Source organism: Methylobacter sp. (assembly GCF_036845245.1).
Classification (GTDB): Bacteria; Pseudomonadota; Gammaproteobacteria; order Methylococcales; family Methylomonadaceae; genus Methylobacter_A.
This window is the reverse complement of record NZ_DAIUEH010000013.1, coordinates 26,163-50,144: the sequence shown is the minus strand read 5'-3', so window position 1 is coordinate 50,144 and position 23,982 is coordinate 26,163. Positions and strand designations below refer to the sequence as shown.

The 23,982-nt window shown below is 46.8% G+C and carries 20 protein-coding genes; 10 read left to right on the top strand and 10 right to left on the bottom strand.

What is annotated here, in order from left to right; genetic code table 11:
• The first annotated feature begins 45 nt into the window (after window positions 1–45).
• From V7051_RS07725 to V7051_RS07705, 5 genes are all read left to right on the top strand, one after another.
• Window positions 46–1,107, top strand: coding sequence for an AAA family ATPase (locus V7051_RS07725; RefSeq protein ID WP_333874378.1), 1,062 nt, complete (start codon window positions 46–48; stop codon window positions 1,105–1,107).
• 2 nt (window positions 1,108–1,109) lie between these two features.
• Complete coding sequence (locus tag V7051_RS07720) at window positions 1,110–1,466, top strand: hypothetical protein (protein WP_333874379.1); 357 nt, start codon at window positions 1,110–1,112, stop codon at window positions 1,464–1,466.
• A 355-nt stretch (window positions 1,467–1,821) separates the two neighbouring features.
• Window positions 1,822–5,931 carry a hypothetical protein gene (locus V7051_RS07715; RefSeq protein WP_333874381.1) on the top strand — a complete coding sequence of 1,370 codons (4,110 nt, stop codon included), beginning with the start codon at window positions 1,822–1,824 and terminating at the stop codon, window positions 5,929–5,931.
• Between the two features lie 636 nt (window positions 5,932–6,567).
• Window positions 6,568–9,210: a methyl-accepting chemotaxis protein gene (locus tag V7051_RS07710; protein ID WP_333874382.1), complete on the top strand. Its 2,643-nt coding sequence runs from the start codon at window positions 6,568–6,570 to the stop codon at window positions 9,208–9,210.
• 414 nt (window positions 9,211–9,624) lie between these two features.
• Entirely contained in the window at window positions 9,625–10,296 is a 672-nt protein-coding gene (locus V7051_RS07705) for a tRNA1(Val) (adenine(37)-N6)-methyltransferase (RefSeq protein ID WP_333874383.1), read from the top strand.
• 247 nt (window positions 10,297–10,543) lie between these two features.
• Here the strand turns inward: V7051_RS07705 and V7051_RS07700 are convergent, their stop codons facing one another.
• From V7051_RS07700 to V7051_RS07690, 3 genes are all read right to left on the bottom strand, one after another.
• On the bottom strand, window positions 10,544–10,939 hold the full coding sequence (locus tag V7051_RS07700; protein ID WP_333874384.1) for a glycine zipper family protein: 396 nt from the start codon (window positions 10,937–10,939) through the stop codon (window positions 10,544–10,546).
• A 167-nt stretch (window positions 10,940–11,106) separates the two neighbouring features.
• Window positions 11,107–13,641, bottom strand: a complete 2,535-nt coding sequence (locus tag V7051_RS07695; protein ID WP_333874385.1) for an ABC transporter permease — start codon at window positions 13,639–13,641, stop codon at window positions 11,107–11,109.
• 182 nt (window positions 13,642–13,823) lie between these two features.
• Window positions 13,824–14,564 (bottom strand): ABC transporter ATP-binding protein, encoded by a 741-nt coding sequence (locus V7051_RS07690; RefSeq protein WP_333874386.1) that lies wholly within the window; start codon window positions 14,562–14,564, stop codon window positions 13,824–13,826.
• Between the two features lies 1 nt (window position 14,565).
• On the opposite strand from V7051_RS07690, the gene V7051_RS07685 reads away from it, so the two are divergent.
• The 3 genes from V7051_RS07685 (at window position 14,566) to V7051_RS07675 (ending at window position 16,488) form a co-directional block, all read left to right on the top strand.
• Window positions 14,566–15,168 carry an arylesterase gene (locus tag V7051_RS07685; RefSeq protein WP_333874387.1) on the top strand — a complete coding sequence of 201 codons (603 nt, stop codon included), beginning with the start codon at window positions 14,566–14,568 and terminating at the stop codon, window positions 15,166–15,168.
• Between the two features lie 29 nt (window positions 15,169–15,197).
• Window positions 15,198–15,626 (top strand): GlcG/HbpS family heme-binding protein, encoded by a 429-nt coding sequence (locus V7051_RS07680; RefSeq protein ID WP_333874388.1) that lies wholly within the window; start codon window positions 15,198–15,200, stop codon window positions 15,624–15,626.
• 115 nt (window positions 15,627–15,741) lie between these two features.
• Window positions 15,742–16,488 carry a DUF5765 domain-containing protein gene (locus tag V7051_RS07675; RefSeq protein ID WP_333874389.1) on the top strand — a complete coding sequence of 249 codons (747 nt, stop codon included), beginning with the start codon at window positions 15,742–15,744 and terminating at the stop codon, window positions 16,486–16,488.
• Between the two features lie 92 nt (window positions 16,489–16,580).
• Here V7051_RS07675 and V7051_RS07670 read toward each other — a convergent pair whose 3' ends face one another.
• Together V7051_RS07670 and V7051_RS07665 are read right to left on the bottom strand one after the other, a co-directional pair.
• Entirely contained in the window at window positions 16,581–17,375 is a 795-nt protein-coding gene (locus tag V7051_RS07670) for a hypothetical protein (RefSeq protein WP_333874390.1), read from the bottom strand.
• A 39-nt stretch (window positions 17,376–17,414) separates the two neighbouring features.
• A complete protein-coding gene (locus V7051_RS07665) occupies window positions 17,415–17,711 on the bottom strand; it encodes a hypothetical protein (protein ID WP_333874391.1) in 297 nt (98 codons plus the stop codon).
• A 217-nt stretch (window positions 17,712–17,928) separates the two neighbouring features.
• Between V7051_RS07665 and V7051_RS07660 the strand changes: the two genes are divergently transcribed.
• Window positions 17,929–18,840, top strand: coding sequence for an SPFH domain-containing protein (locus tag V7051_RS07660; RefSeq protein WP_333874392.1), 912 nt, complete (start codon window positions 17,929–17,931; stop codon window positions 18,838–18,840).
• Between the two features lies 1 nt (window position 18,841).
• Complete coding sequence (locus V7051_RS07655; protein WP_333874393.1) at window positions 18,842–19,285, top strand: NfeD family protein; 444 nt, start codon at window positions 18,842–18,844, stop codon at window positions 19,283–19,285.
• Between the two features lie 41 nt (window positions 19,286–19,326).
• Here the strand turns inward: V7051_RS07655 and V7051_RS07650 are convergent, their stop codons facing one another.
• From V7051_RS07650 to V7051_RS07630, 5 genes are all read right to left on the bottom strand, one after another.
• Complete coding sequence (locus tag V7051_RS07650; RefSeq protein ID WP_333874394.1) at window positions 19,327–20,685, bottom strand: TolC family outer membrane protein; 1,359 nt, start codon at window positions 20,683–20,685, stop codon at window positions 19,327–19,329.
• Window positions 20,686–20,872: 187 nt separating this feature from the next.
• Complete coding sequence (locus tag V7051_RS07645; RefSeq protein ID WP_333874395.1) at window positions 20,873–21,391, bottom strand: transposase; 519 nt, start codon at window positions 21,389–21,391, stop codon at window positions 20,873–20,875.
• Complete coding sequence (locus V7051_RS07640) at window positions 21,385–21,573, bottom strand: hypothetical protein (protein WP_333874396.1); 189 nt, start codon at window positions 21,571–21,573, stop codon at window positions 21,385–21,387. Before V7051_RS07640 ends, V7051_RS07645 begins: the two co-directional genes overlap by 7 nt.
• A gap of 72 nt (window positions 21,574–21,645) precedes the next feature.
• Window positions 21,646–23,406, bottom strand: coding sequence for a peptidase domain-containing ABC transporter (locus tag V7051_RS07635; protein ID WP_334168730.1), 1,761 nt, complete (start codon window positions 23,404–23,406; stop codon window positions 21,646–21,648).
• Entirely contained in the window at window positions 23,384–23,794 is a 411-nt protein-coding gene (locus tag V7051_RS07630; protein WP_334168731.1) for a cysteine peptidase family C39 domain-containing protein, read from the bottom strand. Before V7051_RS07630 ends, V7051_RS07635 begins: the two co-directional genes overlap by 23 nt.
• Between the last annotated feature and the right edge of the window lie 188 nt (window positions 23,795–23,982).

Here is a 23,982-nt window from a genome sequence, read left to right as displayed (position 1 = left end):
GCAACAAACGGTTAATACTGCGTTGATTCCTATGGAGAAACAACAATGCTGAAGCGGATGACCCTCAAAAACCTGACTGTCTTTTCAGAAGCAGACCTTGAATTCGGGCAGCATTTAAATGTGATTATCGGCGAAAACGGTGCAGGTAAGACACATCTACTTAAGATGATTTATTCTGTACTGGCGGTGAGTTCGGAAGAACAGCGTAAGCCGAAGGGACTAATTCCTGCATGGTCATTACCCACTAAATCGTTTTTACAAATACGACTGGCTGATAAACTGGTCAATATCTTTCGCCCAGAATCGCTAGGTCGCCTAGTGAAACGAAAACAAGGACGTGAGCGTTGCGATATTCGCTTAATCTTTGAGCAAACTGAATGGAACATCGCATTCAGTTTTGCCACCAACAGTAAATCCGAGGTCAATATTGAAACGTTGCCGGAAACTTGGATAGATGTGTCCCCAGTGTATCTGCCAACACGTGAATTGCTGACCATATATCCTAACTTCATTCCGGTTTACGAAGGACACTATCTTGAGTTTGAAGAAACGTGGCGGGATACCTGTCTTTTGCTTGGAGCATTAGTACAAAGAGGTCCCAAGGAAAAACGAATCCGCGAATTTCTTGGACCTTTAGAAACAGCAATGGGCGGAACAATAGAACTCGATAAGAACGGACGTTTCTATTTAAAAAATGGTAATGGCCGTATGGAAATGCCCTTGGTTGCCGAGGGCTTGCGAAAATTAGGGATGCTTGCACGACTAATTGCAACAGGGGCGCTACTCGACAAAGGCTACCTGTTCTGGGATGAACCTGAAGCCAATCTCAACCCTATACTTATAAAACAAGTAGCAAAAAGCATTTTGGATTTGTGCGATTCCGGTATTCAAGTTTTTATTGCTACACATAGCCTTTTCTTGCTTCGAGAGCTTGAAATATTGCTATCGGATCCAATACGTAAAAAAGTTAAAACAAAATTCTTCGGGCTTCATCAAACTGAGGATGGCGTTAGAATCGATCAAGGGTCCACAGTAGACGACATAGGCGATATTGCTGCATTGGACGAAGAACTGGCACAATCTGACCGCTTTCTAGCGGTCGACTGATCATGCAGCGTTTTAACGTGGATGGGTTAAATTTTGATTTTCCTGATGATTGGCAGGTCTGCAAATACGATGACTGGTCATTTTATCGGAATCAGTTCTCACGAATGTGGAACGGTATCAAGTCTTTGGATTTACTTGCTCTTGATCCAAATAAAACAGCATGGTTAATCGAGGTTAAAGATTATCGTGTCAATTCCCGCACAAAACCTTCTGATTTGTCAGAAGAAGTCGCGCACAAGGTTTTTGATACATTAGCGGCAATCATTCCAGCAAAAGTCCATGCAACCGATACTGATGAAAAGCAGCTAGTGCTTAATTGCATTAATTCGAATCGTATTCTTCAGATAATTTATTTATAAATATCAATTACTTAATTTGAAAAATAAAACATCTAATTTTTGCAATTAAACACTAGCTCGAGCCGTATCGGTTTCACGGAAGTTAAGAGTAGTCTTACATCTTGAGCAACCGGAGAAACATTCAAAGCTGCGTCCACGCGCGATAAAACCTGCGGATGTGCAACAAAAAATTCGGCAATTGCTAAAACCAGTTGATGCTCATCCACTGGTTGTTGATATGAGATCAATGAAAGACCTTGAGTGGAATGTAAGTTAACGAGTAGCTCCACATAAATAATTGTCCTTAATAAGGGCTCATCATCTTCGAACACAGAAAAATTCGTCTCTTTCGGGGTTAACTATTCAGGAGTGCATCATGAACCGTCTCGCTTGGCTATTTCTCAGCGCAGTAGTATTTGCATCGGCCGCCCAGGCAAAACCGTTAACCCCTGAACAGGTGCCTGAACCACTCAAACCCTGGATAGCCTGGGTATTGCAGGATAATATCCCGGAACCCACCTGCCCCTTCATCTACAACAGCTATGAAGAAAAGCGCTGTAGCTGGCCTACGCAAACGCAGCTGGACTTAACGCCCGACAAAGGCGCTTTTTCGATCAGTTGGCTGGTATACCAAGACAGTTGGATCAGCTTGCCGGGCGATAAAAAACATTGGCCGCTCAATGTGACGGTTGATAACAAGGCCGCGCTGGTTATGGATAGAAACGGCACTCCCTCGATTAAACTGGCCGCGGGCTTACAGCACCAAATCAAAGGCGGATTCTTGTGGACTGCGATTCCTGATAACTTAAAGATACCCGACGATAGCGGACTGATTGAGTTACGGATTAACGGAACGGCAATACCGGTTCCGGCCATTAAAGACGGGCAGCTGTGGCTGAAAGCAAGCGAGACCGGCTTAAATAAGCCGGAAAACATCCAAAATAACATGGACATACAGGTATTTCGAAAAATCATCGATGAAGTCCCCGCACAGGTTCTAACCCGGTTGGTGCTGGAAGTCTCCGGCGAGCAGCGCGAGGTAAAATTACCCCGGCCTATTTTGGACGGATTTATCCCGCTGAGCTTGCAAAGCCCATTGCCTGCACGACTGGAACCTGACGGACAGCTATTGATGCAGTTGCGTCCCGGCCACTGGCAGGTCGACATATTGGCAAAAAACAGCAAAGAACTGAATACGCTACCGCTCTCTCCCAAGCCGGAACTTGAGAATGAGAAAATCCAATGGCCGGAATCGGAAATCTGGGTATTCGATGCCCGTCCCCAACTTCGTGTCGTTGAAATCGAACAGCTAAGTGCCGTAGATCCCAACCAAACCAATTTGCCTGACGACTGGAAAGACCTCCCCGCTTATAAAATCAACCAAGGCCAGTCTATGGGTTTTAAAACCATACGCCGGGGCGACCCGGAACCTGAACCCAACCAGCTCAATCTATCCAGAAAACTATGGCTGGATTTCGACGGCGAAGGCTATACCGTCAATGACACGATTACCGGCAAAATGACCAGCGGCTGGCGGCTTAATAACTTGCCGCAAACGCAACTGGGCAAAGTCACTTTAAACGGCAACAACCAATTTATTACCCTGGATAAATCCGGCAAGCAAGGCATTGAAGTCAGAAACGGCACGATAGCGCTGAATGCCGACAGCCGCGCCGTTGGTGCCGTTAGCTCAATCAGCGCGGTAGGCTGGGAACAGGACTTTCATAATGTCAGCGCCGAACTGAACCTGCCGCCGGGCTGGCGCTTGCTGGCGGCAAGTGGCGTGGATAATGTGCCTGACAGCTGGATTTCGCGCTGGACCTTACTGGACTTGTTCCTGGTTTTGATTGCGGCGCTGGCAACAGGCCGGCTTTGGAATCCTTATTGGGGCTTGCTCGCCTTGGTAACGCTGGTGCTAATCTGGCATGAACCGGACTCGCCTCATTTCGTCTGGCTGAATATCCTGGCCGCGACAGCCTTGATCAAAGTATTACCGCAGGGTAAGTTTTTAAAATTCATGAGCTGGTATCGCAATGCCTTCTGGCTCGCGCTCATTATGACAACGTTGCCTTTTATGGTGGAACAGGTGCGCACCGGGCTGTATCCGCAACTTGAAAAACCTTGGCAAGAGGTCAATATGCCGGGCTCTCAATACGGTGACATGGCAGGACAGGTGACGGAAATGAATGCACCGGCACCAGCCTCTGAAGCGATCGGTGAAATGAAAGGAAAGGCATTAAGAAAATCGATGCCATCCGATTCCTCATCGTTTTATAGCTATTCGGACACAGTAAGCGATTTTGACCGCATCGACCCTAAAGCCAAAGTGCAGACCGGTCCCGGCCTACCGCAATGGCAATGGAATAAAATATTGCTATCCTGGAACGGTTCGGTCGATTCAGGGCAACAACTGCATTTATGGTATTTAACGCCGACGCTGACCATGCTGCTCAACTTTATCCGTACAATTTTAGTTGCGACCCTGGCCTTGCTGATGTTCGGCGTTGCGGAAAAATTCAGGCTTAAAGGTTTTCGGTCTTCAACACCGTTACTACTCTGGTTTTTGCTGTTGCCGATGCTGTCCATGCCATCGCAAAAAGTCTATGCCGATATTCCGGATAAAACCGTACTGGACGAGCTGCGTAGCAAGCTGCTGGAAAAACCGCTGCCGCCGGACTGCCTGCCGAGTTGCGCGCAAATTCCGCAGATGAAAATAACGATTTCCGACAAGGAATTGACAATCGCGCTACAGGTTCATGCCCAACAATCCGTGGCCATTCCTTTACCCGCTGAATATGAGCAATGGTTTCCTAATCATGTCGTTGTTGACGGCAAAACAGCAGAGGGACTTTATCGCAATAACAACGGTTTGTGGCTTAACCTGAATGAAGGCGAACATCAGGTTGTGCTGGGTGGAGCTGTCCCCCTATTAAATAAATTCACCCTGCCGTTGCCGTTAAAACCGAATTGGGTAAGCGTTCAAAATACCGGCTGGCAAGTTATCGGCATTCAGGAAAATAGCGAGATAGACGATCAGCTGCAATTTAGCCGCATTAACCGGACCGAACAACAAAGTGAAACCGCGCTGGAGCCCGGTGCACTGCCCGCGTTTGTCAGGATTGAACGCACCTTGCAACTGGGCTTGGACTGGCGGGTGATCACCCGAATCATCCGGGTTTCACTGGCAGATTCCGCCGTGTTTTTGTCCGTTCCTTTGTTACCGGGTGAGTCGGTCACGACGACGGGCATTCGGGTTCAAGAAGGAAAAGCCGAGGTTAATCTACCTGCACAGCAAACCGCATTGCAATGGGAATCTACGCTCGAAAAATCGGAAAAAATCGATGTTGTCGCGACCGAAACCGCGCAATGGATCGAAGTGCTAAAAGCCGATATCAGCCCCATCTGGCATGTTGAAACGGCTGGCATCGCGATGATACACCTGAATAACGACGGGCAATGGCTGCCGGAATGGCATCCTTGGCCGGGCGAAAAAATCAGTCTGCAAATAACAAGACCAGAGGCGGCAGAAGGACAAACGTTAACCATCGACAACAGCCGGTTAAGCATCAAGCCGGGACAACGCAGTCAGGAAGCTGAATTGAATATCAGCCTCAGAAGTTCGCAAGGTTCGCAGCACACGCTAATCCTGCCGGAAAAAGCCGTATTACAATCCGTCGCGATCAATGGGCAGACCCAGCCAATCAGGCAAGAAGGCAGAAAGCTTACCTTGCCGATTAACCCCGGCAAGCAGGAGCTATCAATCGGCTGGCATGAAGCGACCGGCATAGCAAACGTCATGACGACCCCAAAGGTTGACTTGGGACTGGCGAGCGTCAATGCGAACCTGAATATCGGCCTGGGCCAGGATCGCTGGGTATTGTTTGCGCTGGGGCCGAAGCTGGGGCCGGCGGTTTTATTTTGGGGCGTGCTGATTGTTATTTTTATGTTGTCGCCAGGCCTGGGAAAAATCGAGCTTACGCCGTTAAAAGCCCGGCAATGGTTTTTATTATTGATAGGACTTAGCCAGATACCCCTACAATCGGCAGGCATTGTCATTGCTTGGTTGATGGTGTTAGGTTGGCGCAAGGCGCAACAGGCTTCCGGCTTACGCTATTTTAATGCGCTGCAAGTCATCATCGGCGGATTAACCGTAGCATCGCTAGGTATGTTGTTTTTAGCGGTCGAGCAGGGTTTATTGGGCTCACCCAATATGCAGATCATCGGCAACCAGTCTTCAGCCTACAACTTAAACTGGTATCAGGATAGAAGTCCGGCGACTTTACCCATAGCGACACTGATCTCTGTACCGCTGATAGTCTATCGGTTATTGATGCTGGCTTGGTCGCTATGGCTGGCGGTATCATTACTCAACTGGCTCAAATGGGGCTGGGAGTGCTTCTCAAGCAACGGACTATGGCATAGAAATATAGTTGAACGGAAGACGGAAGTTAAAGAAGAAAATCAGAACGCAAACACCGGCAGTTAATAATGCGCTGACCGAAATTTTTTTTAAAACTTTTAATTGCGTTTAACCGGATTCGGATGGGCACATAGAAAAGAAAACCAGTCCGCTTGCTACGCTAAGAAGATAATCCTATACAAGTTTTAGCTGTTAACGCGCATTACTCAAATGATTTATACGGCCGGCTTTACATTTCTTTCACAATAGATAATCTCAAAGCCGACCATGTTCATTGCATACGGCTCATCCGCGTGAGCATGGACGATATGATTTAACAAAAAAACAGCTGATAGGTTATTCCATATTATTTATTCCGTTTCATCATTCAAATCAAAACGCGTAAATTCCCCCTAAAATAAACCGTAGTTATTTACTTACAATTACTTATAAAAAACGCCCCTTGTTTAATGCTTGGCTAACAGGGTTAGTCCAGGTTTTTGCTGTAATTGAATGCGCCGCCTATCGTTGCATAATACCCATGCATTGCGTATGATTTAATTTGGAATTTAGTATTCCAACAGGTCGGCAATAGCTGCCATTTTCTACCTTCCAGTAAGCCGTATCAGATTGTTATTCAGAGATTGCAATTGCCTACTGGATAACATCAGCCAAACAACGGCTGCTTCGTATTAATATAATAATAAAAACCTTGCTTATCAAATGTTTAAAAATATTTTCATAAGTTTCAAAAACCGTATTCTGCTCGGATTTTGCAGTCTCATTATGATGATGGCTGTCATTATTTATGTAAGTTTGCTTCAGTTCTCAACGGTTCAGCGAAATACGGCGGAATTAAACAATACGATTATGCCTTTTGCTGTAGCCGCAGAAAACATGGTAGTTGATGTGATACAAGTCCAGCAGTTCTTAACGGATGTCTCAGCAACTCATGATCCCGAAGGCTACAAGGATGCCGAGGCCGCCGCCGCTGATTTTAAAAAAAGCATGAAGGAAATCCTCGCATTTGAGTCCATCACCGCGTCACAAAAGGAAGAGTTGACCAAGCTTGATGTTGCTTTCGACCAATTTTACGCCCAGGGCAAGCTCATGGCCGCTGCATATATTCATCAGGGGCTTGAAGCGGGCAATACCATCATGGAAGATTTCGATGCTACGTCGCTCAGTTTGGCTGGACTTATGCGAAACTTTAAGAGCGGTGCGATCAATAAACAGCTGCAAACGACCACTGAGCTAAGCAGCGCGACAAAGCACGCATCTCATCTTTTAATTGGGATATCTGTTCTACTGGTAACGCTGAGCCTGGGCATCGCTTTTTACTTAGCCAATTATCTCTACAAACAATTGGGTATAGATCCATTCTATGCAAAAAGCATTGCCAAGGAAATCGCCCACGGTAATTTTAAACGGGATATCAACCTGGACGAAGGCGATAACAGCAGCTTATTGTATGCAATTAAAACCATACAAACGTCGATCAATGCTTTCGTCGCCGCACAAAATGTTATGTCGCAAAAACACGCAGAAGGCTGGATCTGGGAAGAGATGGATGCCACCCGGTTTCCCGGTACTTACGGCAAAATGGCGCGCGATATCAATACACTGGTTAAATCCCATATCGATATAAAAATGCAGGTAGTGAACATTATCTCTCACTATGCCAAAGGGGATTTCAGTCTTGATATGGATCGCTTGCCCGGCGACAAAGCCAAAATTACAGAAGCTGTCGATAACGTTAAAAAGGCCCTTTTTGACGTCAGCAGTGAAATCGATGCACTTGCTGAAGCCGGATCCAAAGGTGATTTTTCCAAGCGCGCCGATACCTCCAAATTCGAGTTCATGTTCAAAGACATACTGACCGATTTTAATACCCTGATAGAAACATGCGACGTTGGCTTTAAAGATATATTGAGTGTTACCAACGCGATGGCTGAAGGCGATATGACCCATACTATCGACAAAGACTACCCCGGCACCTTCGGAGAAGTGATTGCGAGTATGAACCTGACAGGAGAGCATCTTAAAAGTCTGGTTAGTGAAATTAAAGAAGCGGCAGAGACTATCAACACCGCAGCTAAAGAAATTGCATCGGGCAATAACGATTTGTCGCACCGCACTGAAGAACAGGCGGCCAGCCTTGAAGAAACGGCTGCTAGCATGGAAGAGCTGACTTCTACAGTACAAGCCAATACTGAAAACGCCAAACAGGCTAACCAGCTAGCCAAGAGCGCTGCCGAAACAGCGGATAAAGGTGTCGCCGTAGTTGGCAAAGTGGTTATGACCATGGAGTCAATCAATGCATCGTCCAATAAAATTGTCGACATCATTTCGGTCATAGACGGCATCGCTTTCCAGACTAATATTTTAGCCCTGAACGCTGCGGTAGAAGCCGCTCGCGCCGGCGAACAGGGGCGAGGGTTTGCTGTTGTCGCCAGTGAAGTGCGTAATCTTGCCCAGCGTGCAGCTGCCGCGGCAGGTGAGATAAAAGGTTTGATCGCCGATTCGGTAGAAAAAGTTGAAGACGGCAGTAAGTTGGTTACCCAGGCCGGCCATACAATGAAAGATATAGTTAATTCTATTCAACACGTTACAGCTATCATGTCAGAAATTTCAGCCGCCTCGGTCGAACAAAGCTCCGGCATTTCGCAAGTCAATCTAGCGATAGCTCAAATGGATGACGTAACCCAGCAAAATGCAGCACTGGTCGAACAAGCTGCTGCTGCGGCAGAATCCATGGAAGAACAGACTCAAAATCTCTCGGCTACGGTAGCTGTTTTTAAAACGGATGGTAGCTCATCAAATCGGGCTATTAACCGGAAAGAACAAAAAGCGGTGCCGGTAAAAATAGAAACCTATAAAGGCAATCACACGGCTCCTGTTCAGGACAATAAAAGCATCCATAATGTGCAAGGAATCAGCATGGAGCTTGATACCGCATTGCGTAAGCACGCCGAATGGAAAGTGAAATTCCGTACCGCTATATCTCATCACGAGAAACTGGATGTCGCCACTATTTCAAAAGATAATTGCTGTGATTTTGGCAAATGGCTACACGGTAATACCAAGCTGCATCTTGGTCACCTGGATAGCTTTTCAGAATGTATTTCGCAACACGCCGCATTTCATGTCGAAGCAGGCAAAGTTGCACAAGCTATCAATGAAAACAGACACCAGGAAGCGAATACTATGCTCAGCACTAACTCTGCCTTCATTTCTTCATCAAGCGCAGTCGGTGTTGCCATTATACGCTTGAAGAAAGACGTTGCTTTGTCAACAAAACCTGTTGCTGCAAAATCGAAAACTCAACCGTTGGCCCTTGCTAATGATGAATGGGAAGAGTTTTAAGTAATCACTGTCGAGCATAAGCCGCTTTAAGCTGATCGGGTCTGGGATTCGGTATTTTTCTACGTCATTGTAAATAAAGGATCGACCGTTTAATTTTAAAATCTTCACCGGAAGAAATTCTCTATCGTCCAGGTGAACACGGCAGACCCGGTATCAATTTAATGATCCAGTTATCGGAGTTCCGGGTCCAGCCGTAACCGGGACTGACGCTGATGTTGTCCACCGTCGTATCCGCTTGAAAACCGCTGTTTTTTTGCTGCAAATATTAAGCACGCATTTTTCCGCCTTGGGACAATAACGATAGGTAAGCAGCGCTACTCCCGACTTGTGTCTGACACTCAAATAAGCTGACAAAACCGTTTAATGTCAACCTTCCACTTCCAGCAATTTTCAGTATTACAAAAGCACTCAGGCATGAAAATATGCACGGATGCCGTTTTATTCGGTGCGATGGCGCCGGTCAATCAGGACGACCAGGTATTGGACATCGGCACCGGAACCGGTGTGCTTGCGCTAATGTCAGCCCAGCTCGGTGCGGCAAAAGTGACCGCAGTTGAGTTGACGCTGGAAGCTTTTAAAGAAGCCGACATTAATTTCAACAATAGCCCCTGGGCAGCTCAGCTTGAGGCTGTGCATCAGGATATTCAAAGCTTTGCCATAACAGCAGACCGGCAATACGACCTGATCATCAGCAACCCGCCGTTTTTTGAAAACCACCTCAAAACCATCAATGCTCTTAGAAATACCGCCCGGCACACCGATCAATTGCCTTTTGCCGACTTAATCGGCATTACCGGACAATTATTGTCCCCGCAGGGATTGTTTTACCTGTTGATTCCCACTCATACAGTCGCCAAGTTTTCCGCGCAGGCTTTAGCGGCGGGATTTTATTTGATCAATCAAACCGATTTTCGAGGCTATGCCCATAACGAAACCAAAGTAAGCGTGCTGACATTCAGCCGCATAGCAGCTGCATTGACGTCCAGGTTGTTGACGATTTATGAGTCCCGCAACGTCTATAGTCAGGACGCTGAAACTTATTTAGCGGATTTTCTGTTGCGGTTTGCTAAAGACCAACCTAAGTAACTTACCTGAAGTACTAACAATTTATGCTGCCGTTTTTTTGAATCAAACTGAATCGCTTTCAGTTGAGCAATACAGTTTGAAACCAGACAGAGGCTGCCCACTAAAGCGCCTGCTTTAGTGGGCAATAAAGGAGTAATGCGGAAGATTAGTGATCTTCGGATTTTATGACTTGAATTTATGCAGAGTGCTAATGCAACTCAACCCACGCCTACATACGTAGCTTTATTGCATTTTTTGGTTCGCCCGATTAGTTAACAATCCGGTGTCCCCGGTTTCTCATGCAATTGGAGTAGGCTCTTTTGTATCCGGCCTCACCCTCAAAACCTTGTTTAGCACCGCCGCCAATACCGCCGGCTGCCGCGCCTATCGCTGCGCCTGTTCCGGGATTCCCTAAGATTGCACCTAATGCGGCGCCGCCGGCCGCGCCGACTAATCCGCCCACACCTGCACCGATAGCGGTTTCTTTCGCAGTACCGCCGGAGGCATGACTCGCCAAATCTTTGCACTCAGCCATATCCTGATTGATTCGATAGGCGTTAGGATCGTTATAGGCATCTACGGTTGGCGTCCATCCGCCTTGACTGTAACAGCCTGCGATTAATGCGCTGCCTATAAAAACGATGCTGGTTGTTAGTTTTTTCATGTTAATTACCTCTAATAAAATTGTTTCCTTACAGAATACTTTATTTTCATGAATAAAGTATGAATGCCATAACATACTGATAGTTAGTGGTTTACAAAAAATTTTAGAATAAAGAGCCCGGTCACGTCAATCACCAGAAAATGTTACCAAACCGTCAGGTCTTGAGATTATAGCCCTCTTAAAACCTGGAGAGGGGATTTATTAACCACGTTTCTTACACCCCAACAGCCAACCAAACCTACAAATAAAGCGCCGGTTAACGGCACATAGATCCATAAGTAAAAATTAGCGCGGTAATCCATATGCATCACTTGAGTGTACAACGCGTACAGCATGACTTCCGAGATGATGACCGCTAACAGGCCGGAAATCAGTCCGAGCAGACTAAACTCGATGATATGGGTTTTTCTTAAAAATGCGCGATTGGCGCCCAGCGTCCGCATTAACGCACCCTCATGGATACGGCTGTCCAAGGTGGCATAAACGGCGGCAAACAACACTGTAAATCCGGCCATCAACGCAAAATACAACAGGTAATTGATTCCCTCGGTCAATTGGCTCAGTATGGTTTGAAGCTGGCGCAAAATTAAATCGACTTCCAAAAGGGTGGTGCTTGGGTATTTTTTTACCAGTGTATTTAAAAAATCTTTTTGGCTTTCCGGCAAGTAAAAACTGGTGATAAAAGTGCTGGGAAAAGCATCCAGCGTGCCCGGCGAGAAGATCATGTAAAAATTCGGCTTCATGGTATCCCACTGAAGCTCACGAATGCTGGCAACGGTAGCTGTAAACTGCTCACTGCCGACGGTAAAGGCTAATAAATCGCCCAGCTTGATTTTCAGGCTCTTGGCCAACTTTTGCTCAATGGAAACCTGCCCGGCTTGGGCATCGTTCCACCAACTTCCGGCGGTGATTTTATTATCGGCTGGCAGCTCCTTGGTCCAGGTAAGACTTAATTCCCGGTGCGTGGCATTTTCGCCTTGAGAATCCTTGCTGACGATTTGCTGTACCGGTGTGTTGTTGATGGCTACTAAACGGCCCCTGACGACCGGATAAAACCGGCTGTCGTTGATTTGTTGCTGTTGCAGGTCTTGTTGAAAGTTTTGTTGCTGATCGGGAAAGATATTCAGCGCAAAATGATTGGGTGCATTAGCCGGTAACTGTTTGTGCCAGTCGTTGATTAAATCGGTACGCACGGTAAAACTGAGCACCATCGCTACCAGCGTAATGCTGAAGGCCAATATTTGGCCGACGCTGCCCTGACTGTTTTTTAATAATCCCTGTAAGCCGAAACGCCAGGTCAAGCCAAGATGCGGCAATAATCTCCGGCTAAACCTCAGCAAAGCATAAACCAACAACCCGAATACCAACAAAGAGATCAAGCCGACACCGATAATAGCCAAGGTCATTTTAAGATCATCGGTATAACGCCAGATTAATACGCCGACAATGCCGATTGCCAAACCGTAAATCAGCCATCCGCTGCTCGGCAAAGGTTCCAGTTCGCGGCGCAATACCCTAAGCGGCGGAACTTTTTTAAGGCGCAATAACGGCGGCAGCGCGAACCCCAATAAAATAGCCATGCCGATAATAAAACCGAAAAAAACCGCCAACAAGCCGGGAGCGGCGACCTGCTGGGGCAATAGCGACCTTAACAAATGAAACAGCGTCTCCTGCGCAAACCAGCCCAGCAGGCAGCCTATCGCGCTGGCCAATAAACCCAACACGACAAACTGGCTGCCGTAAAGCCAGAGTATTTCGTTCTGTTTACAACCGAGACAGCGCAATATCGCGGTCGCATTAAAGTGCCGCTCGGTATAACGCCGCGTCGCCATCGCAATCGCCACACCTGAGATTAAAATAACGATAATGCTGGATAAGCCCAGATAACGCTCGGCACGTTCCAGCGCCGAACCCAGTTCCGGGCGGTCTTCATGTATATCCATAATACGCTGGGATGGGTTCAGCCGCGGCTTGAGCCAGCTTTGGAATTCGGTTAAGCTTTTGGTTTCGCCGCTAAACTGAAAGAAATAACGGACACGGCTACCCGGCTGCAAAATGCCGGTAGCTTGCAAATCGTCCGCATTAATCATCACCCGTGGGGAGAAGCTGTAAAAATCGCCTCGTTTATCGGGCTCGTAAGTAATGACATTGCTGACGATGAGTTGTTTTTCTCCGACCGTTAACGGTTCGCCTAGGTTAAGTTTAAGCGCCGACAGGATGCGTTTATCAACCCAGGCCGTTCCAGGTTTTGGGCCGGTGTGCTCGACAGTTTCAGTCGACGCCGCGCCAGCTCCCGACTGGCTAGCGGCATACTCACCGTCCCTGGCGATATAATCCGGGGTGGTGGTTTTTAAAAAACCGCGCAACGGATAAGCGGAACTGACCGCTTTAATGCTCGCCAGTAATAACTCGTCATGCTCAATCAACACGCTGGAAAATTCAACCGTTTGCGCTTGAGCAAGATTGAGCTCTGTTGCTTTGGACAACCATTCGGCAGGAACCGCAGCCGGGCTTGAGATCACTAAATCCGCCGCCAGAAACTCCGCAGCCTGATTAACCATAGTGCGTTGCAACCGGTCGGCAAACAGAGCTATGGCGGTCGAGCTGGTGACTGCAATGATCAGAGCCAGTATCAGTATGGTTAACTCGCCGGAACGGCTGTCGCGCCATAATAGCCGCAATGCCAAATTAAAACGTGTCATAAGTCTGTCCACAAAATTTATGTTTTGAATTTACCACGAAGGGCACGAATACAAGAAAGGGACAGGGAATAATTGGATTTTCATGGAAATTATGATCTGTAGTCATTATGAAACGCCCTATTCCTGATGATCATTAAACCTTCGTGTCTTCGTGATGAAAATTTCTTAATCATTGCATGGATTTAATTATCCACTATGCGCCCGGAATCCAGCTTAATGGTGCGTTGGCATCGAGCCGCCAGGGCTTGGTCATGCGTCACCAGAATTAACGTCGTCTTGTTCTCCAAATTAAGCTCGAACAACAGATCAATAATAGTGGTACCGGTTTTGCTGTCCAGATTGCCGGTCGGCTCATCGGCAAACAAGATTGCGGGTTTAGTCACAAAAGCGCGGGCTAGCGCCACGCGCTGTTGCTCGCCGCCGGAAAGTTTCTGGGGTATATGCGATAAACGGTGCGACAGGCCGACTCTATCCAATAACGCTGAGGCCGAAACTTTAGCGTTTTTATCGCCGCTTAATTCCAAAGGCAACATCACATTTTCCAATGCGGTCAATCCCGGCAGCAATTGAAAGGACTGGAACACAAAGCCTATCAGCTCATTACGCATCGCCGCCCTGCCGTCTTCGTCCATCTTTGTTAATAATTTTCCATCCAGACTGATAGTCCCGGAAGTCGGCGTATCCAATCCGGCCAGCAGGCTGATTAAGGTCGATTTGCCTGAACCGGATTCGCCGACAATCGCAATACTCTCACCGGATTTGATTATCAAATCTATGGATGACAAGATATGCAATATTCCATCGGACGTGGCTACCGATTTACTCAGGTTTTCCGTTACTATAATATCAGGGATGGGATGTACACCGCAGTCCGGCTGTGAGCAGGCGCGGTCAATAATGTTGTTTAATGATTGAGTTTGCATAATGACCAGGTTTCTATTTGCCTTGATAATCTCGTTAACGTCGATGACCGCTACGGCCAAATCCATTGTTGTCTTGGGAGATAGTATCAGTGCCGGTTACGGAATTGAAGTCTCTCAGGGCTGGGTGGCTTTATTGCAGCAAAAACTGAATGAAAAAGCCACCGGCTATATTATTCATAATGAGAGCATCAGCGGAGATACTACGGCTGGCGGCTTGGCGCGTATAGACCGGGCTTTGGCCTTGCACAAGCCGGATATCGTCATCATTGAGCTGGGCGCTAATGACGGCTTGCGCGGTTTGCCGCCGCCATTGATAAAAAACAATCTTGCCGAAATTGCCCATCGGGCTCAACGAGCCGGTGCAAAAATATTATTGCTGGCCATGAAAATCCCGCCCAGTTACGGTAAGCGCTATACTGATCTTTTCTACAATATTTACCCACAATTAGCTACGGAGCTGGGCGTCTCGTATGTGCCTTTTATTATGGCAGATGTCGCCCTGACCAAGGATATGATGCAACTAGACGGTCTGCATCCCAATGCCAAAGGGCAGCCGTTTATTGCTGATAAAGTATGGCCGCAACTGCTGCCGCTATTAAAATAACAAAACCTTCAACAAGAAGAGAACAATTGATGAAATCACTAACACTTGAAAAAGCTAATCTCATTATTAACACAGCAACCAATAAAGCCCGTAAATTAAACATGGAACCGATTACCGTAGTAGTGTTGGATGCGGCGGGACATCTAAAAGCCATGCAAAGGGAAGACGGCGCAACGATGATCAGGGAACAAATTGCTCTCGCAAAAGCCTGGGGCGCCGTCAGCATGGGCATCTCATCGCGCAGCTTGGCCAGCGTGGCGGAAAAGAGGCCCGATTTCATGAACGCCTTATTAAGTATGGCGGATGGAAAAATAATGCCGGTTCCGGGCGGCGTCCTGATTCGCGATACCAAAAACAATCTGATCGGCGCAGTCGGTATCAGCGGCGATATTTCCGACCAGGACGAGCGTTGCGCGATTGCAGGCATTGAAGCAGTCGGTTTTATTGCTGGGGTTTAAAACTGTTAAACCGAGCTGAATATCCAAACCTTATCCTCTTTTTATAATCAGGGATAATTAACAAACCAAGCGGTCTGAATTGAGCATTCGGATTTAATAAAATAACGGAAAGACTATGTGCTGGAGCGGGGAAGCCTCGACTGTATTAGCAACTATCGGATTATCGAGTACTGCTTATTTTTATTATAAAAAAGAACCTGCCCCACTTTGTTATGCGTTGGGCTTCTTGTCGTTAATGGAAGCCTTACAGGCCTATACCTATACAGTAATTGACGACTGCTCTAATCCGGGCAATCAGGTAGCAACCTTGTTAGGCTATATTCATATCGCTTTCCAGCCGTTTTTTGTCAATGCGGTGTCGATGTATTTTATCCCCGAAAAAATCAGGGACAAGATTTCCGCATCGGTTTATTTTATCTGCCTGGTGACCACGGTCTGCTTGTTGATACGCCTATATCCGTTCGAATGGGCTCCATTCTGTTACGAGGTTAAAACCCGTTTTATCCTGTTCAGCCAATATGCCGAGTCGTTTAATGTACCGTTTTGCGGCAGGCGGATCTGCTCTACTTCCGGAGACTGGCATATCGCCTGGGAAATCCCGGCTACGGCAAATCTGATGTTATTCAATATGTACGTTGTCGCAGCATTTGTAATGCCTATTTTCTACGGCTCGTGGAAAATGACCGCCTATTATATTGTTACCGGACCGTTCCTGGCTTGGCTGACTACGACCAATCCCAACGAATGGGCCGCGGTCTGGTGCTTGTATTCAATCGGTTTGTTGCTATTGCTGGTCAAAACGCCGATACGTAATTATTTGCATGTGCGTAGCTGGTTTTGGTGGAAATACCTGAAAACCTGAAAAGACTACAGGAGAATAAGTTAGAAGACTTCACCGCGAAGACACTAAGAAATAAAAACTTCGTGCTCTTCGTGGTGAATAAAATGCTTTAATCATTCAAAACGTTGTCGCGGATGATCAGCAGTTGATACCCGATAACAAAAAAGCTTAGTCTTTCGTCTATCTAAAATATCTATTATCGATTCAGGCTGCCAATCCGGTACCGGAAAGGATGAAGAGATAAACAAGCTGCCGGGGCGCATTTCACGCCTGACTTTCTCGCCCAGCTCCGCCATGACTACCGGAGAAAGAAAAGCAAACACCGCTCCATAACGGGCCAGATCAGAATCCCATAAACTGGCGCGTTTTACGGTCGCATTCGACAACTTGCGGCAACGCCAGCAGGTAATCAGCCACGGCAGCGGCGCACGTTCCCACGCATCGACCATCATGGCTCGGCTCTGCGCAATCGGTACCGCCACGGAACCGACTCCCGCACCAAGATCGGCGAATGCGTGGACATTTTCCCGTTCAACAATTGCCCTTACCGCATCCGCTACTGAAGTAGAAGACAAAAACAGCGGCACATCGCCCTTGACCGTACCCCAAAACACCAACGCCAGCAGCAGCACGATCAGCAGATATAACCAGGAAGGCAACTGCAAGGTGAGCATGGCGATTGCCATAGGCAGAAACAGTAAATGGATCGGAACCCACCAATACGGCTGGCGTAATGTGCGGGACCATAAAACAGCCGCTACGCCTTGCACCAGCGCCAATCGCCATGCGCCGTGAAACAGAGCAGGCGACATCCAGGCCAGAGTCAATGTAAGCGCCAAACCCAGTGCCTGTGCGGCAAATGCTTTAAATAATGTACTTAGACCGGTTGTTCCGGCGATTTTTATCACAGAAAGGCCGGAACTACATAACCCGCTGATGGAAGTGTACTAATTTTTCGGAGGATTTGGCTTGGACGCGGGAACTTCAGGGACAGGAACCGGAGCGGAAGACGGCTCCATGATTTTGGAAACAGTTTCTTTAACAGTTTTTTCCTCTAAAGCTCTTTGACGGTTGCCTTCACCATAAAGCGTAGCGGAAACCATAAACAAGACGGTCGATATAATCAAAACTAAAAATCTGTCCGGTTTTTTCAAAAAGAATAAAGGCCATTTCGGCTTAATCATTCCGACAATAAAAAAAAGCAGGGTCCAGATCCCTGTGTGAAAAGCGGCGGTTATCAGCATTATAATTACTCGTTAACTTACATTTAGATAGATTTATATTATTATTAGTTGCACGGCTGTTTGCAACACGCCGTGATGTTATTTTAACGGTTTTACTTTATCAGGGTCTGAATTGTTGGCATGGATTGTCTTAGTCGGCTGACAGACGTTGATACATCCCGCATCAAAAAACTCTCATCTATTGAGTTTTTTCATATAACAAAAGTCAGGGGGTTCCATGGGTGGTTTTGTTTTAGCATTATTGATTTTTGCTGTCTTGATAGTTTTTATGAGCGTCAAGTCGGTTCCTCAGGGCATGGAATACACAGTCGAACGCTTCGGCAAATATACCAACACACTGACGCCGGGCTTGAATATCATCGTGCCGATTATCGACCGTATCGGTAAAAAAATGGTGATGATGGAACAGGTAATGGACGTGCCGTCGCAGGAAGTCATCACCAAAGATAATGCAATGGTTACTGTCGACGGGGTGATCTTCTACCAGGTCATGGATGCCGCCAAAGCCGCTTATGAGGTCAGCCAGCTAGGCTGGGCCATCCTGAATCTTGTGATGACCAATATCCGCACCGTGATGGGCTCGATGGACCTGGACGAATTGTTATCCCGCCGCGATGACATCAATGCACGGCTGCTGTCCGTTGTCGACGACGCCACCACACCGTGGGGCATCAAAGTCACCCGTATCGAAATAAAAGACATTGCCCCGCCCAAAGATTTGGTCGAAGCCATGGGCCGGCAAATGAAAGCCGAGCGCCTGAAACGCGCCTCCATTCTTGAAGCCGAAGGTTTAAGACAATCCGAGATTTTACGCGCCGAAGGTGCGCAACAGGCGGCCATCCTGGAAGCCGAAGGCCGTAAAGAAGCCTCTTACCGCGACGCTGATGCCCGCGAACGCTTGGCCCAAGCTGAAGCCAGGGCAACGTTAATGGTGTCGGAAGCAATCGGCAAAGGCGACGTCCAGGCCATTAACTATTTTGTCGCGCAAAAATACATAGAGGCGTTGAAAGAGATTGGCGCCGCTAACAACAGCAAACTGGTTTTTATGCCGCTGGATTCGTCGAGTGTGATTGGAGCTCTCGGCGGCATTAGCGAACTGGCGAAAGAAGCCATGGCTAAAAAGAGTTAACATGGCTGAACTGGAAATTGTTTTTTGGAACTGGTGGGTATTAGCGCTCATTTTGTTAGTGGTTGAGCTGCTAGCTCCCGGCTTCTTCTTTCTTTGGATGGCGGCATCAGGTTTTATAACCGGATGCCTGTTATTTCTGATACCTGCAATCGGTATGGAATTACAGGTCGCTATTTTTTCCGTATTGTCCGTTGTTTTGATTACCGCATGGAAGCTTTACAGCAAAAAACATCCCATAACAACAGACCATCCTTTATTAAATAAACGCGGAGCTCAATACATCGGCAGAATCTTTAGCCTTTACAAACCGATAGAAAACGGCGAAGGTAAAATAAAAGTAGACGATTCGATCTGGAAAGTTCACGGCGAAGATTGCGATATAAACACCAGAGTAAAAGTCATCGCGGTTCGCGGCACGGTATTTGACGTGGAAAAGGTCGAATAGCCCCCACCATTATTTATCGTAAGGCAGAAACCAATCTATTTTTACCTTGAAGCGGGGCTTGCCACCAATAAATGGTTTATTTGTTCAATATCTTCTTGGGCAAGATTACCTGATGCCTGTTTTAACCGGATGCTGTTCAGCAAATAATCATAGCGGGTGCGCGAATAATCCCGTTTAGCCCGATATAAGTTTCTTTGCTCGTCCAATACTTCAACCAAGGTCCGGACGCCCACTTCAAAACCCGCTTCAGTTGACTGCACGGCGACTTCAGCGGAACTGACTGCGGTTTTCAGTGCTTCTACCCGGCTAATGCTGGTGGTGATTCCCCGATAAGCATCTTTTACCTGACGATTGACCGCCCGTTTCGCAGCCGTTAATTGCTCTTTTGCCTGCTCGTATTTATAGATTGCCTGCTGGGTTCTGGAATTTACCGCACCGCCTTCAAATAAAGGGACATTTAAACGCACGCCTACAATCTCTGTCGATCCTCGTAAACCAAACTGGCTGGTGGTATCGTATTCGCCCAAAGAAGCAACCAAATCCAATTTCGGCAGATGCCCGGTACGTTGTAAATCAATCGCTTTTCGAGAAAACTCCATCTGGTTAAACGCTGAAATGATATTGAAATTACCGACTTCGGCAGAATCGCTCCATATCGATATGTCATCCGGTTCCGGCCTGGTGAGTGGAATGATCTCGCCCATATTATTAAGTTCGAGGTCTTGTCCGCCAATAATCTCTGTTAACGCTTCTTTTTGGTTATCGACATTATTGGATGCCTCAATTTCATTGGCGGTGGCTGTGTCGAAAGCGGCTTGAGCCTGACGACTTTCGGTAATATCAATAAGGCCGATTGCAAATCGTTGCTTGGCCTGTTCGAGCTGTCGTGCAATCGCCTGTTTTTCCGAGCGGCTAAATTCAAGATTGTCCTCGGCAGATAAGACATTGAAATAAGCCTCAGTGATTTTAACCATCAGCTTTTGCAGTTCAGTCTGGTAATCCGCTTCGGCCTGGGCAATTTGGTTATCGGATTGACTCAGCTGTATCCAGTGTTCCCAATGAAACAAGGGTTGGGTTAAGTTCACATTAAAATTGTTGTCAGAATAGTTCTGTACGCCGCTGCCTTGATAAGTTGCCCTTTTATTAGCCAAGCGGTTCAGGTTGCTAATGCCCGTCGCCGAAACATCGGGTAAAAAATTCGCAACGCTTTGGTCTTTTGATTCGCCGATCGCAAGCTGGCTGGCACGCGCTTGTTTCAAAACAGGATCGTTTTGCAGCGCCAGCTCAAAGATTTCCAACAAATCCTGGGCGTATGCGGCAGGTGAAATCCCGATAAAAAAAATAACGATTAAACCAGATAAATAATTGGCTACGGCTTGCTTGATTATATTAATGGACATGCAATTTTTATTTTTGGGTTGGATGCATTGATGACTTTAAAAAGCCGTTTTACACGATAGCTATTATCGTCTCAAAAGTTCTGACACAATGTTCATGATCAGCCTCCTGCATACTTCGTTTCCGACAAACGGAAAACTCTCCACCAACTCGGTTTTTTCTTTGATGGATTGCATGGCGGCCTCCATTTCATTCTTGATTGGATACGCCGTCGTGACTTCCCCGCGCTGAGTGTCTAAAAAGGCCGGCTTTCTTGCTATGGTGGTGCCCTGCATCGTCAACAATAACGAAGATAGGGCATCCGGTATCGTGGCGCAGCTTTTTTAGAAATTCAATAAACCTTTCCGCGTCCATCGTCCTGTCGATTACGTTGAAATGCTGGTTCCCTTGAGCAGAAACAGCACTGACTAGCTTAAAGCTGAACCGCTCACCACCATCCTTGCCCACCGGAGTTTTTCCGACCTTGCCCCAGAACGTGCCTCGGTGCGCATCGCTACGGAACGCCGCCTCGTCGACAAAGTACAGGCGAGCTCGGTTTTTTTTAGCTACAGCAACGGCCTTTGGATAGGTCTCGGCCAGATAGTCCCTAACTTTGTCGGGATGTTGGTAAGACTTATAAATCGGCCGTTGCGGACTCAGGCCAAAGTGTCCGAGCAATCGGCATACGCTGCTTTTCGATAGCTTTAATCGGCGTTCATTATCTAGCAATGTCTGGATAATGTTAACCGTCCCCGGCGATTTTCTTCATTTAATATCGGCCCCAGCCAACCGAGCACTATCCGGATTGGAATGTTAAAAATACAGGCCACCACGCTTATGGGTTCGTTACGCACCGCTACAGCTTCGACGACTTCTTTTCGCTTTTGGCTTCGTTGTTCGGATTTATTCATAAACTTAATTTTAACATAACCATGCAAAAGCTTTTGGGACTATTAATTGACAAAATTGAATTGGATTTTTAATTATGCTACGCAATCAGAGCTGTCCGGATTCTCGTCATAGCAATCAGAGCTGCCAGGCCTCTCGTCATAAATACTACCATCAAGAGAAATAATCCTGCCAGCCATAGCTATCGTTTCAGGTCTATGGGCAATCGTTAATCGGGTGATATTCAAAGAATTAATCGCCAAGCTAACGCTCCGTTCTTTGTTAACATCCAAGTGGCTCGTTGCTTCGTCTAAAACTAACACTGAAGGTTGTTTGTACAGTGCGCGGGCGATTATGATTCTTTGTCTTTGCCCACCGGAAAAGCTACTTCCCATATCACCAACGTGTGTCATATAGCTCATTGGCAGGGTTGCAATTTCTTCATGGATTCCCGCTAGTAGCGCACTTTTTTTAACAAGCTCCAAATCGCTTTGTAAGTCGAATCCCGAAATATTTTCCTGTAGGCTTCCCGAGAATAACTGATCGTCTTGCAATACAGCTCCGACCATTTTTCGCCAATTTGCAATACCGAATTGTGCCAGAGGAACGCCATCTATCCTTATTTTGCCTTCGGTGGGTTCGAGCAAGCCTAATAGTAACTTGGCGAGCGTACTTTTACCGCAACCCGAAGCGCCGATAATAGCGATGTGCTCTCCAGGTCGGATGCTCATTGTAAAGTTACGTAATACCCAAGAGCTTCCTTCGCCATACCGGAAACCGACCTTGTCAAACTCGATAATCGGGCTAAAACCACCTTGTCGATATTTGTCCCATTCCGAACAATAACCTTCCGTATATTCCTTGTCAGCGAGCACGATATCCGATAAACGCTCCACGTGCAGACTGATCATGCGCATGGACATCAGGTTGTCGATAAATCGTTGCATTCGAGCAGTAAAGTCGTCTTTATACGAAATGAAAGCCATCAGCATACCAACAGTAAGGTCATTGTCCATTACCATGATCGCGCCCACTCCCAAAACAGCAATTGCTTCGGCGGCAAATACCACTCCGTAACCGATAGAAAATCCCAATGTCATTTTTTGAGCACTAACTCTCTTGTTAACCCCGGCAACAAATAAATTCAACCATCGTGCCCGCCGCTGATCCTCTAGCCCTGCCAATTTGGTCGTGTGTATAGCCCGAATACTTTCAAGGAAATGGCTTTGCGCTTTGGCTTCATGGATCAATGCCTCATCATTCAAACGATGATAGATGCCATGGGGGACGACTCGAATCAGTAGATAACAAAGAACTGCAACAATGGCAAAAGCACTTAATTTGGCGCTATATAACACCATCACAGCTAAAACAATCAAACCAAATCCACCATCAAGAATAACTTCCACCAGCTTGCCGGTAATGGTTTGTTGAATGGCTTGCATAGACTGGAATCTTGAAACTACATCGCCGGTATGGCGTACCTCGAACCAATGCACAGGCAATCTCAACAAATGACCGATGATTCGCCCCGCCCATTGAAGATTAAATTGCGTTGACAGCACAATTGCCAGCCAGCCTCTAACCGCCTGCAGTATAATTTTGACAATAGCAGTCAGCACATAGGCGGCAGCTAATACCATCAGAAATTCGCGGTCACCCGAAACAATGGCGCTGTCTACGACCCACTGCGTAATAATTGGCGTGAATAACGCGAAAATTTGTAGTGCGACAGCCAACACTGCAATCTGAGATAGGCTTCGCGATAGACCCTTTATTTTTCCGACAAGTCTACCTACCGGAATACGTGGTCTGGGCGCGACAAATTCAAAGTCAGGCGAGGGCGTAAGTTCCATGGCTGCCAGTGAAAAGCTTATTGGTTTCAGCGAAGGTAAGTTTACGTTCGCCTTTTGCAGGGTCATGAATAACTATATGTTTACGTGTTACATTTTTGAGAACTACGAAGTGACTCATTTGCCAATGCAAAATGCATGGAATATTAAGATCTTTCAGTTCCATCAGCTCAAGACGCACCGGCCTGCACGAAAAACCAAGTAATGATCCGATACGGACCAAATCCATTAAAGTGGTTCCTCGTAACGAAACCAGGTATTTTGCTCGTAAGTCACTCATATCGTGCTCAGCTCCGTAGCAAGCGGCTATATAGCCAAGACAGGCCAAGCCACACTCGGTCGCCGTGCTTTGCAAGTATGAAGATTTATGCGAGTAGCTAAGTTTATTCATATATCAAAGGGTTAGTTCGATTGACAGGTGGTGCCGATAGATGCTTACGCTCTAACAGCTGCATTTGCTTTTCTGACATATTGTCAAAAATTGTTCATATGATTTGTACCGAGTATTTTTAATTGAGCCAATATCCACCAAAAAACTGCTGCTCAAGGAGCCCAGATTAAGTTTAAAGCCATTCAATA

Coding starts and splice junctions, on each gene's coding strand:
- V7051_RS07635 (WP_334168730.1), bottom strand. CDS start 23,406: ATGGAACTTACGCCCTCGCCTGACTTTGAATTTGTCGCGCCCAGACCA.
- V7051_RS07665 (WP_333874391.1), bottom strand. CDS start 17,711: ATGCTGATAACCGCCGCTTTTCACACAGGGATCTGGACCCTGCTTTTT.
- V7051_RS07640 (WP_333874396.1), bottom strand. CDS start 21,573: ATGAATAAATCCGAACAACGAAGCCAAAAGCGAAAAGAAGTCGTCGAA.
- V7051_RS07705 (WP_333874383.1), top strand. CDS start 9,625: ATGAAAATATGCACGGATGCCGTTTTATTCGGTGCGATGGCGCCGGTC.
- V7051_RS07675 (WP_333874389.1), top strand. CDS start 15,742: ATGTGCTGGAGCGGGGAAGCCTCGACTGTATTAGCAACTATCGGATTA.
- V7051_RS07690 (WP_333874386.1), bottom strand. CDS start 14,564: ATGCAAACTCAATCATTAAACAACATTATTGACCGCGCCTGCTCACAG.
- V7051_RS07650 (WP_333874394.1), bottom strand. CDS start 20,685: ATGTCCATTAATATAATCAAGCAAGCCGTAGCCAATTATTTATCTGGT.
- V7051_RS07660 (WP_333874392.1), top strand. CDS start 17,929: ATGGGTGGTTTTGTTTTAGCATTATTGATTTTTGCTGTCTTGATAGTT.
- V7051_RS07715 (WP_333874381.1), top strand. CDS start 1,822: ATGAACCGTCTCGCTTGGCTATTTCTCAGCGCAGTAGTATTTGCATCG.
- V7051_RS07630 (WP_334168731.1), bottom strand. CDS start 23,794: ATGAATAAACTTAGCTACTCGCATAAATCTTCATACTTGCAAAGCACG.
- V7051_RS07720 (WP_333874379.1), top strand. CDS start 1,110: ATGCAGCGTTTTAACGTGGATGGGTTAAATTTTGATTTTCCTGATGAT.
- V7051_RS07725 (WP_333874378.1), top strand. CDS start 46: ATGCTGAAGCGGATGACCCTCAAAAACCTGACTGTCTTTTCAGAAGCA.
- V7051_RS07710 (WP_333874382.1), top strand. CDS start 6,568: ATGTTTAAAAATATTTTCATAAGTTTCAAAAACCGTATTCTGCTCGGA.
- V7051_RS07700 (WP_333874384.1), bottom strand. CDS start 10,939: ATGAAAAAACTAACAACCAGCATCGTTTTTATAGGCAGCGCATTAATC.
- V7051_RS07655 (WP_333874393.1), top strand. CDS start 18,842: ATGGCTGAACTGGAAATTGTTTTTTGGAACTGGTGGGTATTAGCGCTC.
- V7051_RS07685 (WP_333874387.1), top strand. CDS start 14,566: ATGACCAGGTTTCTATTTGCCTTGATAATCTCGTTAACGTCGATGACC.
- V7051_RS07680 (WP_333874388.1), top strand. CDS start 15,198: ATGAAATCACTAACACTTGAAAAAGCTAATCTCATTATTAACACAGCA.
- V7051_RS07695 (WP_333874385.1), bottom strand. CDS start 13,641: ATGACACGTTTTAATTTGGCATTGCGGCTATTATGGCGCGACAGCCGT.